The organism is Rhizobium sp. TH2 (assembly GCF_024707525.1).
GTDB lineage: Bacteria > Pseudomonadota > Alphaproteobacteria > Rhizobiales > Rhizobiaceae > Rhizobium_E.
In genome coordinates, this window is the sequence record NZ_CP062231.1 from 2,439,228 (window position 1) to 2,451,700 (window position 12,473).

At 61.5% G+C, this 12,473-nt stretch carries 12 protein-coding genes; 10 read left to right on the top strand and 2 right to left on the bottom strand.

Annotated elements, in window-relative coordinates:
- Positions 1-10 precede the first annotated feature (10 nt).
- From phnE to IHQ71_RS12185, 5 genes are all read left to right on the top strand, one after another.
- Positions 11-1,510: a phosphonate ABC transporter, permease protein PhnE gene (gene phnE, locus IHQ71_RS12165; protein WP_258162212.1), complete on the top strand. Its 1,500-nt coding sequence runs from the start codon at positions 11-13 to the stop codon at positions 1,508-1,510.
- 72 nt (positions 1,511-1,582) lie between these two features.
- Positions 1,583-2,290: a DUF1045 domain-containing protein gene (locus IHQ71_RS12170; protein WP_258162213.1), complete on the top strand. Its 708-nt coding sequence runs from the start codon at positions 1,583-1,585 to the stop codon at positions 2,288-2,290.
- A gap of 1 nt (position 2,291) precedes the next feature.
- Positions 2,292-3,431 (top strand): alpha-D-ribose 1-methylphosphonate 5-triphosphate diphosphatase, encoded by a 1,140-nt coding sequence (locus IHQ71_RS12175; protein ID WP_258162214.1) that lies wholly within the window; start codon positions 2,292-2,294, stop codon positions 3,429-3,431.
- Positions 3,432-3,460: 29 nt separating this feature from the next.
- A complete protein-coding gene (gene phnN / locus IHQ71_RS12180) occupies positions 3,461-4,003 on the top strand; it encodes a phosphonate metabolism protein/1,5-bisphosphokinase (PRPP-forming) PhnN (protein WP_258162215.1) in 543 nt (180 codons plus the stop codon).
- A 312-nt stretch (positions 4,004-4,315) separates the two neighbouring features.
- Positions 4,316-5,302, top strand: a complete 987-nt coding sequence (locus IHQ71_RS12185; RefSeq protein WP_258162216.1) for a M10 family metallopeptidase C-terminal domain-containing protein — start codon at positions 4,316-4,318, stop codon at positions 5,300-5,302.
- A gap of 69 nt (positions 5,303-5,371) precedes the next feature.
- Here IHQ71_RS12185 and IHQ71_RS12190 read toward each other — a convergent pair whose 3' ends face one another.
- Complete coding sequence (locus tag IHQ71_RS12190) at positions 5,372-6,499, bottom strand: fumarylacetoacetate hydrolase family protein (protein ID WP_374989982.1); 1,128 nt, start codon at positions 6,497-6,499, stop codon at positions 5,372-5,374.
- Positions 6,500-6,568: 69 nt separating this feature from the next.
- Positions 6,569-7,372, bottom strand: a complete 804-nt coding sequence (locus IHQ71_RS12195; protein WP_258162218.1) for a helix-turn-helix transcriptional regulator — start codon at positions 7,370-7,372, stop codon at positions 6,569-6,571.
- Positions 7,373-7,532: 160 nt separating this feature from the next.
- On the opposite strand from IHQ71_RS12195, the gene IHQ71_RS12200 reads away from it, so the two are divergent.
- From IHQ71_RS12200 to IHQ71_RS12220, 5 genes are all read left to right on the top strand, one after another.
- Positions 7,533-8,627 (top strand): ABC transporter ATP-binding protein, encoded by a 1,095-nt coding sequence (locus IHQ71_RS12200; protein ID WP_258162219.1) that lies wholly within the window; start codon positions 7,533-7,535, stop codon positions 8,625-8,627.
- Between the two features lie 17 nt (positions 8,628-8,644).
- Positions 8,645-9,799 (top strand): spermidine/putrescine ABC transporter substrate-binding protein, encoded by a 1,155-nt coding sequence (locus IHQ71_RS12205; RefSeq protein ID WP_258162220.1) that lies wholly within the window; start codon positions 8,645-8,647, stop codon positions 9,797-9,799.
- A gap of 229 nt (positions 9,800-10,028) precedes the next feature.
- Positions 10,029-10,883 carry an ABC transporter permease gene (locus tag IHQ71_RS12210; RefSeq protein ID WP_374989983.1) on the top strand — a complete coding sequence of 285 codons (855 nt, stop codon included), beginning with the start codon at positions 10,029-10,031 and terminating at the stop codon, positions 10,881-10,883.
- A complete protein-coding gene (locus IHQ71_RS12215; protein WP_258162222.1) occupies positions 10,880-11,704 on the top strand; it encodes an ABC transporter permease in 825 nt (274 codons plus the stop codon). The genes IHQ71_RS12210 and IHQ71_RS12215 overlap by 4 nt, the downstream gene beginning before the upstream one ends.
- Before the next feature lies 1 nt (position 11,705).
- Positions 11,706-12,467: an SDR family NAD(P)-dependent oxidoreductase gene (locus IHQ71_RS12220; RefSeq protein WP_258162223.1), complete on the top strand. Its 762-nt coding sequence runs from the start codon at positions 11,706-11,708 to the stop codon at positions 12,465-12,467.
- The last annotated feature ends 6 nt before the right edge of the window (positions 12,468-12,473 follow it).

A 12,473-nucleotide genomic window follows, 5' to 3' on the forward strand; every position in this document is an offset into this window, starting at 1 on the left:
GGGCGACGACATGAACGCAATCGACATGGAAGCACTTGCCGCCCGCCACCCGGACCTGATCTCGGCGCCGCTGCATCAGCGGCTGCGCATTCCGCTGATCGCGCTGGTCGCCATTCTCTACGTGATCTTCTGCTTCTGGTTCTTTTCGATCGGCAAGGTTCTCGGCACCGCCAACTGGGGGATTGCCGGCAGCTATCTCGCCGACTGGGTGAGCTATGAGGAACGGCCCGACATCGACATCGCCCCCGAGGGCATGCGGATCGACTTTCCCAACAATTCCACGCTCGGCAAGAACCCGCGGCCGGATTGGCTGAAGAGGCAAGAGACGACGGTCACACGCGCCGCCGACAGCGCGGTCGCTGCACCGGACGCGGCTCAACCGGCCGAAGCCGAAAAGAAGTCAGCCTTCAGTTTTCTCGGGGCGCCGGATACGGCCGACAAGACGCTGACGAACGAGCCTGCGGCGAAGGCCGACATTACCGAACAGGTTGCCTCCCATACCGTCGTCGAATTCAGCGCATCGACCACCGCCGATGTCACGCCGCAGCGAGCAATCATTACGCACGATGGCGAGGTGCTAACCATCCCGCTGGGTGGAACCGAGATCAGGCTCGACGCACCTTTACCCTCCTGGGCCAGCCAGCCGCATGCCGGCGGCAAGATCATCATCAGCTTCGGCTTGCCCGGCTGGATGGAGGTCGAGCCGGACCGCGTCAGAATCCGCAAGCGCTTTTTCGGCTGGGCGAATTTCATCTTCGACACCAATTCGAAATTCTTCGGCAAACCCACGGGCGAAATCATCTCGCTGATCACATCGGGCGAACGCCTCGATCCCACGCGAAGCAATGCCGCGCTCGCAGCCAACGACATTCTCTACAATCCATCCTGGCAGCATCTCGACGTCTGGACGAAGCTGTTGCAGACGATCGTCATGGCGTTCGTCGGAACGCTGTTCGCCGCGATCATATCCTTCCCGCTGGCCTTCATTGCGGCGCGCAACATCACGCGCTCGAAGATCGCCAACCAGGTCGTCAAGCGTTTCTTCGATTTCCAGCGCTCGGTCGACATGCTGATCTGGGCGCTGTTCTTCACCCGCGCCTTCGGGCCGGGACCGCTGGCCGGCATCTCGGCAATCTTCTTCACCGACACCGGCACGCTCGGCAAGCTCTATGCCGAGGCGCTGGAGAATATCGACAACAAGCCGCGCGAGGGTGTCAAATCCGTCGGCGCATCGACGATTGCCGTGCAACGCTTCGGTGTCCTGCCGCAGGTGCTGCCGGTCTTTGCCAGCCAGGCGCTCTATTTCTGGGAATCCAACACACGTTCGGCGACCATTATCGGTGCGGTCGGTGCCGGCGGCATCGGCCTGAAACTCTGGGAAGCGATGCGAACAAATTCCGACTGGGAGAACGTCGCCTATATGGTGGTACTCATCCTGCTCGTGGTCTACATATTCGACGCGGCTTCGAATATGCTGCGCTCTCGATTGATGGGCTCCTCATCACGATAGTGTCATAATACGGCGTTAGAGCCTGCACTCAACATCAGGGACGCGGCGGGAATCGCCCGCGCGGCATCATTCATGCGTTATGCCATCTATTTCACACCGCCCGCGGACGATCCGCTGACGCGGCGGGCGGCCGAGTGGCTCGGCCGTGATGCATTCACCGATGCGGCGCTCAAGCAGCCAGCCGTCGAAGGTTTTAGTGCCGACGCGTTCAAGGCGCTGACCGACGATGCCCGCCGCTATGGTTTTCACGCCACGATGAAGGCACCCTTCGCGCTGGCTGATGGGCGAGCCGAGGCTGAACTCATCGCTGCGCTCGATGATTTTTCGGCCGGCACCTCGGGCTTCACTCTTCCAGAGCTTGTGCTTGGCCAGATCGGCCGTTTCTTCGCGCTCATTCCCGCCGACTGGAGTGCGGAACTGCAGATGCTCGCCGACGATTGCGTCAGCCGTTTCGACAGTTTCCGCGCGCCGCTCAGTGAGAGCGATTTCGCGCGCCGCAACCCCGATCAACTGACACCGGAGCGGCGCGAAAACCTCGTCAACTGGGGATACCCATACGTCTTCGAGGATTTTCGCTTCCACATGACGCTGACCGGACAGGTCGAACCGGCGGAACAGCCGGCGATGCGCGCGGCGATCGAAAGCTTCTTCGGAGACTATGTATCGGCACCGCGCCGCATCGGCCATCTCGCGCTTTTCGTAGAACCAGCACGCGGAGCGCCCTTCATTCTGAAGCACCTCGTCCAACTCCCAGAACCCGCCATCAGAAAGACCGCCTGACATGACAAAGGAAACCGTGTTCTCCAATGCCCGCATCGTTCTCGACGACGAGATCGTCGAGGGCAGCGCCGTGATCCGGGACGGCAAGATCGCCGAGATTTCGCGTGGAAACTCGGCAACAGGCGAGGATTTCGGCGGCGACTACATCATTCCCGGTCTCATCGAGCTGCACACAGATCATCTTGAGGCGCATTACTCACCCCGCCCCGGCGTCCGCTGGATGACAACCGCTGCGATCCAGGCGCATGACGCGCAGGTCGCGTCGTCAGGCATCACGACGGTGTTCGACTGTCTGCGCATGGGGAGCGACGAGGACGGCGGCTTCGCAGCCGGTGAGATGCGGGAAATGGCCGACGCCCTGGCCAACGCCGCCAGCGAGGATCGGCTCAAGGCCTCACATCTGATCCATCTCCGCTGTGAGGTCTCGGCTGCCAACGTGCTCGACGACTTCTCGGATTTCGAGAAGGATTCGCAGGTCCGGCTCGTGTCGCTGATGGACCACGCGCCTGGCCAGCGACAGTTCCAGACCATGGAACAATACACGTTCTACTACAAAACCAAGCGCGGCCTGTCGGATGAGGCGTTTGCCGAGTTCTGCAGGGTTCGCCAGGAAGCATCGGCGCGCTACGCCAAGCGCCATCGCGATGTCATCGCCGCTTTCTGCAACCAGCACGCCATCACAATCGCCTCGCACGACGATGCGACGTTGGATCACGTCGAGGAATCGATCGAGTATGGGGTTCGCCTGGCCGAATTCCCCACCAGCCTCGAAGCGGCACGCGCATCCCACGAGGCCGGTCTCAGCGTGCTGATGGGCGCACCCAACATCGTGCGCGGCAAGTCTCATTCCGGCAACATCTCGGCGCGCGACCTCGCCAATCACGGCATCCTCGACGTGCTCTCATCGGATTACGTGCCGCTGAGCCTGATCCACGCGCCCTTCGTGCTGAGCGAGGGCGAAGATGCGATCAGCCTGCCCCAGGCCATCGCCATGGTGACCTCGACGCCCGCCCGCACGGTCGGCCTAGATGACCGGGGCTCGATAAGGCCGGGCCTGCGTGCCGACCTCGTGCGGGTTCGCTACACCGGCGGCGTACCAGTGGTCCGCTCGGTCTGGCGCGAAGGCCAGCGCGTCGCCTGATGGACGGCGGAGAGCAACAGAAGGGCACGATGATCGTGGTCGTCGGGCCGAGCGGTGCCGGCAAGGACAGCCTGATCAATGCTGCGCGCGACCATTTCCGCAACGATCCCGACGTGGGATTCGTCCGGCGGGTCATCACCCGGGCGGCTGATGGCGAGACGGAAGATCATAGGAGCGTCTCGCCCGAGGATTTTGCCGCCATGGAACATGACGGCCGTTTCGCGGTCTCGTGGCAGGCGCATGGTCTTCACTATGGCATTCCCGTTGAGACGCGCGATGAACTGGCAGCGGGAAGGACATTGATCGCCAACGGCTCACGGGGCGCCTTGGCCGGATTCACCGATGCTTTCGCTTCCCTCGCCGTCATCGAAGTGACCGCACGGCCCGACGTTATCGCTGAGCGCCTAAAGCTGCGCGGCCGGGAAACGCCTGATGAGATCGAGCGGCGCCTGACACGCGTGACGCATGACTGGCAGCCGGACTGCAAATCTGTTGCTGTCGATAATAGCGGTGCGCTCGACGACGCTCAACGGGCTTTCATCGATGCGATAGGCCGGTTGTCCAGCCCCTAAGTTCCGCAGAAAGCAACCATTCCTGCATTAGCGAAGTGCAATGTATTCCCGACATCGCTTATCTTGACAAAAATAATCATGAAAAATGTCTTAATCGACATCTAGTTTGTTGACTAGCTTTGTCATGTTTACTAGAACGCCTTTCAATCTCGAACATTCAGGCATCCGCCGCTGAAATCTCCTTGAGGTCGGCCCGGTACCCAAATCGGACAGTTGCTCGCTGGCATCCCGCCGGCGCGTGTTTCGCTGTGCTTTTTGCGGCCGGCGGAGGGACAACAGGGCGCGCCTCGCCCGGTATCAAGGAGTAAGAACATGGCAGAAAAGTTTATGACGATCGACGCTTCCAAGTCGGCGGCAGGCGTCGATTACGCCGCGTACCTCGCGAATTACTTCGCTTCGATGGGCACGACGACCAAAGGCGCGACGACCTATTACGACAGCACCTACTACGACATGCAAATGGGCCCGAACACCTATTATGACGGCACGCAGGTCGGCATTCGCTACGCTTCCAGCACCAACAATGCGCAGGTGCTGATGGAAGGCGAGAATCTGCAATATGACGGCATCGTCGGCATCCATGGCAGCTATTCGGGTTCCGTGGACTCCGTGACCTTGGGTTATTGGGATGCCAACACCCTGTTCTCCCAGAACGCCGAGGAGCGCTCCACTCTCATCGGCGTGCTCCAGGAACTCAAGATCTCGGGCCTCGATATCTTTGAAAAAGCTGGCGCCGGCTCAACTTTTGGCACGGGCAACGACTTCTACGACCTGATGACCCTGCTCCGCGATGGCAACAGCGACGAGGTCGCAACCGGCCAAACCCTCACCAACGGTGAACTCGCGATCCAGGCGCTTTATGAAATCTTCAACGCCAAGGCGCAGTATTTCATCGGCTCGGAGAATGACGACACCTATGTCGGCACCAAGTTTGCCGACAAGATCGATGGCGGCGCCGGCACCGACACGCTGACCGGCGGCAAGGGCAAGGACATCTTCATCTTCGATCTCGACGATTCCTCCGCGACCCTTGAAGATTCCGACCACATCCTCGGCTTCAACGGCAAGCAGGATCGCTTCGACCTGCGCCTGATCGATACCAACGCGGAAAAAGACGGCGACCAGGCCTTCAAGTTCCTCGGCACGGCTGACTTCACCGGCAAGGCCGGCCAGGTCAACTACGAGCGCGTCGACGGCCAGACCATCGTTCATCTCGATATCGACGGCAATTCCGAAGCGGACATGAGCTTCATCCTCGACGGCAGCTTCAAGCTCGACGCGGGCGACTTCCTGCTCTGATATCGAGAGACGTCTGCGATCTTTATGGAGGCGGGCCAAAAGCCCGCCTCTTGCTTTTGAGCGATCAATTCAAAGCAGGCCGCGGCGCGCGAGGTTGGACATCAGGGCGCGTGTCCCGAACGTCCAGGCGGCGCATTCCGTCGAAAGGCGCACGGTGTTGACAAGGCTGCCGAGATGGCCGTTCGAGATCGTCACGACATCGCCCAGCTTATGGGTAAACCCCTGCCCCTTGTGGTCGCGATCCTCGACCGGGGCGAACAGCGTGCCCATGAACAACATGAAGCCATCCGGATATTGATGATGCCTGCCGATGGTCTGCGCGACCAGATCGAGCGGATCGCGGCTGATCTCCTTCATCGAGCTCTTGCCTGAGAGCTTGAAACCATCCTCGCCCTCTACCGCCAGATCGAGATCGGCGTTGCGCACGTCATCGATCGAATAGGTCTCGTCGAACAGCCGGATGAAGGGTCCGATCGAGCAGGACGCGTTGTTGTCCTTGGCCTTGCCGAGCAGCAGCGCCGAACGGCCCTCGACGTCGCGGAGATTGACGTCATTGCCGAGCGCTGCACCCTTGACCTCGCCCCTGGAATTGACCGCCAGCACGATTTCGGGTTCAGGATTGTTCCAGCGCGAGATCGGGTGCAGGCCGACATCAGCACCATAGCCCACCGATGCCATGGGCTGGGCCTTGGAGAAGACTTCGGCGTCCGGACCGATGCCGACTTCGAGATATTGCGACCAGATACCCTCTTCGATCAGCGCCGCTTTCACCTTCGCAGCCTCGGGCGAGCCGGCCTTCAGGTTGCGAAGCGAGTCGCCGATCAGCGCGGTCACTTTCTTGCGCATCGTCTCGGCCAGGTCCGGATTGCCCGCCGCCTTCTCCTCGATGACGCGCTCTATCATCGACCGGGCGAAGGTGACGCCGCAGGCCTTGACTGCCTGTAGGTCATTGGGTGCGAGCAGAACACCCGACGCCGCCGCGTCCGCCAGCGCCATCAAGGGCCTGTCCGGCTGTGCATTCAGCCATGCGACGGCGTCGTCGCGCTCAAGAAGGTCGCGCATTGTCGGCGATTGTTTCGACGTTACGTCATGCAGAATGCCACGGCGCAGATGGACGATAGCCGGCCCGTCATCCTCGGTCGACCAGACGCGGCCGACGAACGTTCCCGTTGCGAATATCTCGTTGTTCAGGTCCACGCGATCCTCCCTCATTCTTTGGGATAAACGAATAGCGGTTCGGGCGCGTCACGAAAAGCCGCGTTGTGATCATTCCGGTACTTTCGGCCGTCCGAGATAGAGCGACATCAGCTGCGCCTGCGAGGATATGCCGAGCTTGCGATAGATGTTGCGGCGGTGCACCTTGACCGTACCGGTCGCCACGCCGAGCCTCAGCCCGATCGATTCCGAGGAATGGCCTTGCAACACAAGTTCGATGATGGAGGTTTCCCGCGCGGTCAGACGCTCACTGATACGGGCGCGGGCACTGGCTCCATCACTGGAGGCGCCGTGTCTCCTTCCGGTGACCGCACGATCGAAACGCGGACCGAGCCTGCCCCAGACATGACGAACCATGGCCGCGACGAAGGGCTCCGCCTTGCGCATCAACCCATATTCGGCATCCCGGAACACGCCGAGCGTCTCGCCGCGCATCAGCGACAGAACGACCGTGACGCCCCCGCCCGCCGGTACGAAGAAGCCGACCTCCTCGGAAAGCCCTGTCTTCACATAATAGCTGCGGTAATATTCCGAGGCGAAGAAGCGATCGGGCGCCAGCGCCCGCATCCGCCATACCCCCGGCTTGGGGAGTGAAGCCGCCGAGAAGAACGGGTCCAGCAAGTAGGGACCGTCCTGATACATGCGCACGAAGATCTCGTATTCCCTGGCGTCGAATGTCGAGAAGAGATCGATTGGCCGCTCGGCTCCGCGATAGGCGAATATGACACAATAGTCGAACGGAAACAGCGACTTCATCAGATTGACGAAAGCCTTGCCTGCCTCATCGTCGGCAAGTGCCGCCACGCCGACAAAGGCCGCTGCCGCCTCGAACAAATGGTCGAAATCCGTCCGCATGGTTCGCCTGCTCTACTCCCCCAAACGCAATAATTCTACAGAAATACCACTCTGAGGGTATATACCCCGCAAGCGGTATTTGAATAGTCTCGCGTCCAGTGGGGCTTAATGAGGCAGCGACAGACTGCCGCACAAACCGAAGAGCCACGGGGAATGATCAGTGAGCACTGGATCCGAATTCGACGTTGAATTCCGGGCGGTCGCAAAGCGTTTCGGCAACGTGACCGCGGTTTCGGAAACCGACTTCCAGCTTCCGCGCGGCTCCTTCGTGGCGCTGCTGGGGCCTTCCGGCTGTGGCAAGACCACGTGCCTGAGGATGATCGGCGGTTTTGAGCAGCCGAGCACCGGCCAGGTGCTGATCGGCGGCGAGGACATGACCGGCGTGCCGCCCTATCGCCGGCCGGTCAACATGGTGTTCCAGCATTACGCGCTGTTTCCGCATTTCGATGTCGAGACGAATATCGCCTATGGCCTGCGGCAGATCCGCCCTCGCCTGGATGATGCCGAGGTGATGCGACGCGTCGGCGATGCGCTGGAAATGGTCCATCTCGAACGTTTCGCCAAGCGCCGCATCCATGAAATGTCGGGCGGCCAGCAGCAGCGCGTGGCGCTCGCCCGCGCCATCGTCAACAAGCCGCGCGTGCTGCTGCTCGACGAACCGCTTGCAGCGCTCGACAAGAAGCTCCGCACCGCCATGCAGATGGAATTGCAGAACCTGCACCGCAATCTCGGCATCACCTTCTTGCTGGTGACGCATGACCAGGAAGAGGCGCTTTCGATGAGCGACCGGGTCTGCGTGATGAATGCCGGCAGGATCGTGCAGTTCGCCTCGCCGCAGGAAATCTACGATCAACCCGCCGATCTCTTCGTCGCCGACTTTGTCGGCAAGACCAACAAGATCGACGCCACCATTTCCGGGTCCGATGGAAAGTCCGGCATCGCGACGCTCGCCAATGGCGCGGCACTGCCTGTCACCGCACCGGGACTTGCCAACGGCAAGGCAACGCTTTCCATCCGGCCCGAGGCGATCTCCGTATCTCGGCCGGGCGCCGGCGGAACCATCCGCGGCGCCGTGACACATCGCATCTTCCTCGGCGCATCGGCTGAATACTCCATCGAAGTCTCTGGTATCGGCAGCATTCTGGTCTTTTCCGGCCGGAGCGCGAGCGGGCCTGCCGAACTCTTCGAGCCGGGCGCCGAGGTTGACCTTTCGATCGCACCCAATGCCTCGCATGTCTTTGCAGTTCAACAATAACCAAAGGGAACAGTGCCATGACGAAAATCGACAATGACAAGCTTACGCAGGCCCAATTCGCCGACGAACTGATGCGCTACAAGCGCGGCTCGGTCACCCGCCGCCATTTCCTCGCTGTCACCGGGCTGGGACTTGCCACGGCCGTGCTCGGCCGCAATCTCGGCCCCCTCGCGGGAGAGGCACAGGCGCAGGAACTCGGCACCCAGATGTCGATCGCGACCTGGCCGAACTACCACGATCCCGCCACCTTCGAGGCCTTCACCGCAAAGACCGGCGTTGCCGTCGAGGTCAATGTCTTCGGCTCCAACGAGGAAATGCTGGCCAAGCTCCAGGCCGGCGCTTCGGGCTGGGATCTGTTCGTGCCGACCAATTACACGATCTCGACCTACCAGAAGCTCGGCCTGATCGATGAGCTCGATCTCGCAAAACTGCCGAATTTCTCGGATGCGACCCAGAACCAGCGCTTCACCCATGAAGGCAAGATCGACGGCAAGACGTATGCCGTGCCGAAGAACTGGGGCACGACGGGCATCGCCTTCAACTCGGCAAAGATGAAGACCCCGGTTGCGAGCTGGAAGGAATTCTTCGAGGTCGCGCAGGGCGAAGCCACCGGCCGCGTCATGGTGCATGACTATCAGCTCACCACGATCGGCAGCGCGCTCAAGGCGCTCGGCTTCGGGTTCAACTCCGTCAAGGCGGATGAACTCGCCAAGGCCGAGGAACTGCTGATCAAGGTCAAGCCGCATCTCTTCGCGATCAATTCCGACTACCAGCCCTCGATGCGCGCGACGGATGCCTGGATGACCATGTGCTGGACCAATGACGGTGCGCAGCTCAACCGCGACATACCGGACATCAAGTTCGTGCTCGGCAAGGATGGCGGCGAGATCTGGTGCGATTTCTACGCGATCCCCAAGGACGCAGCCAACAAGCCGGCCGGCTACGCGCTGCTCAATTACCTCATGGATCCGGAAGTCGCCAAGAAGGAGCACATTTTCAACGGCGCGCCGACCACGGATTCCCGCATCTTCAGCCTGCTTCCCAAGGACGTGACGTCGAACCTGATCGTCTATCCCGACGAGGCATCGCTGACGCCGCTCGAATTCGGCGCCGCCGTGACCCTGACCGACCCGGCGCGTGCGGAAGTGATGGCACGGTTCAAGTCGGCGTAAGGGCTGGCGATAGCCCCTCATCTGCCTGCCGGCATCTTCTCCCCGCAAGCGGGGAGAAGGAAGCTGGGGCGACGAACTTTGCCAAGGGCCTCACCGTCAGCGGGAGACTAAACGTCACCACGATTCCCTTCTCCCCGTTCCGATGGGGAGAAGATGCCGGCAGGCAGATGAGGGGCAAACCCCAGCCGCCGACTTCAAACCGAACCAAAGGACCACGATGACAGCGGCAATGCAGAGACGAAAAACCCTGGTGACGGCGGCGCTGATGGCGCCCGCCGCCATCTGGCTGTTCGTCTTCCTGGTACTGCCGTTCATCGCCATGCTCGTCTTCGCTTTCGGCGAACGCGCGCCGGAGGGCGGCTATCAGGCCGCCTTTACGCTCGAACAGTTCGGCAGGCTGCCATCGCGGGCGACAGCCTTCTGGAACACGCTGATCCTGGCGCCGCTGGGCGCATTCGTCTGCCTCGTCGTCGCCTATCCCGTCGCTTATTATCTCGCTGTTAAGGCCGACCGGCGGTACCGGCTGCTGCTGGTATCGCTGGTCATCGTGCCCTTCTGGACCAGCCTTCTGGTGCGCACCTATGCCTGGATGTTCATTCTCGGCTCGCGCGGCATACCCAATCTGCTCGCCATGATCGGGCTCGATGATGTCAGGCTGATCAACACGCCCTTCGCGGTGCTGGTTGGCATCGTCTACGGCTACCTGCCGCTGATGATCATGCCGATCTATGTCAGCCTGGAGAAGCTCGACCGGCGACTGATCGATGCCTCGTCCGATCTTGGCGCCCACCCGCTGACCACATTCTTCAAGGTGACGCTGCCGCTGTCACTGCCCGGTGTCATGACCGGCGTGGCGCTGGTCACCATCCTGCTGCTCGGCGAATACCTGATTCCGCAGCTGCTCGGCGGCGGCAAGGTGTTCTTCATCGGCAACGCGCTGGTCGATCTCTTCCTCCAGTCGCGAAACTGGCCCTTTGGCTCTGCGATCGCGGTGACGCTGGTGTTCGTCGTGGTCATCGTCCTGATGGCCGCGATGCGGATCGCGTGGCGCATCGCCGGAACACGTCAGGTGGACTTGATATGAGAGCGCTGGTCACCGCGGTCTATGTGTTCCTCTATGCGCCGATCGCACTCGTCGTGCTGTTCTCGTTCAATGCCGGCCGCAATGCCAGCGAGTTCACTGGCTTCTCGCTCGAATGGTATGGCAAGGCCTTTGCCAATCGCTTCCTCACCGACGCCTTGCAGAACAGCCTGATCATCGCCTTCACCTCCGCGGCCCTCGCGGCCGTCTTCGGCACCATGGCGGCACTCGGCATGGAACGGATGAGCGCGCGAAGCCGCGCCGTTTTCGACGGCATGTTTGCCGCGGCCATCGTCGTGCCGGGCGTGGTGATCGGCATTGCGACGCTGGTGGCGTTGGTCGCCGTCTTCGGCGCGGTCAATCCGGCGCTCGCCAGCCTCTGGCCATCGGAAACACCGCCGAAACTCGGGTTGGGCTATGGCTCGATCATTGCCGCCCACGGCCTGTTTTCGCTGGCGCTGGTGACCATGATCGTCAAGGCACGCGTGGCAACACTCGGCCGTGACATCGTCGAAGCTTCCTCCGACCTCAACGCCACGCCGCTCACGACATTCCGCAAGATCGTGCTGCCGCAGATCATGCCGTCGATCGTCGCGGGCTTCCTGCTGGCGTTCACCTTTTCCTTCGATGATTTCATCATCGCCTTCTTCGTCGCCGGCTCTGAGACGACGCTGCCGATCTATGTCTTCGCCTCCATCCGGCGCGGCGTGACACCCGAGATCAATGCCATTGCCACATCGGTCCTCGTCGGCTCGCTGATCCTGATCGGCATGGCGCGCGTGCTGATGCGCGAGAAAAAGCACGTGAGTGCAGACGGAGAATGAGATGATCCTTCAAGATCAGGTCGCCATCGTCACGGGCGCGGGTTCCGGCATCGGCCGAGCGGGCGCGGAGATCATGGCGCGCGAGGGCGCGCTTGTCGTCGTGTTGGATCGTGACGGCGCGGGTGCTGCCGAAACCGCATCGAAAATCGTGGGGTCTGGCGGCAACGCCGAAGCGATCGAAGTCGATGTCACGGATGATGCAAAGCTCGGCGAGACCATTGCCGGCGTCCACCAGAGACTAGGCCGTATCGACATCCTGCACAACCACGCCGGCGCGCAGGTCGAGGGCAATCTCGAGGATGTCGCGGTCGAGGGCTTCGACAAATCCTGGGATTTGAACGTCCGCGCCCATTTCATCGCTGCTCGCGCCGTCATGCCCTTCATGAAGGCGGCCGGGCGTGGCGTCATCCTCAATACGTCATCGAGTTCCGGCATTCTCTATGACCGGGAAATGATCGCCTACACCACCACCAAGCATGCGGTGATCGCGATGACGCGGCAGATGGCGGGTGACTATGCGAAATTCGGTATACGCGTGAATGCGCTCTGCCCCGGCTGGGTCGATACGCCGTTCAACGAGCCGTTTATCCGCCAGGTCGGCGGCCGGGCCGAGATCGAGGCCTATATCAAGCGGCGCGTGCCGATGGGCCGTTGGGCCGATGTCGAGGAGATCGCCGAACCGATATTGTTCCTGGTCTCCAGCCGGTCATCCTATGTGACCGGCCAGATCCTGGTTTGTGATGGCGGCGAGACAGTCGCGTGACGCCGC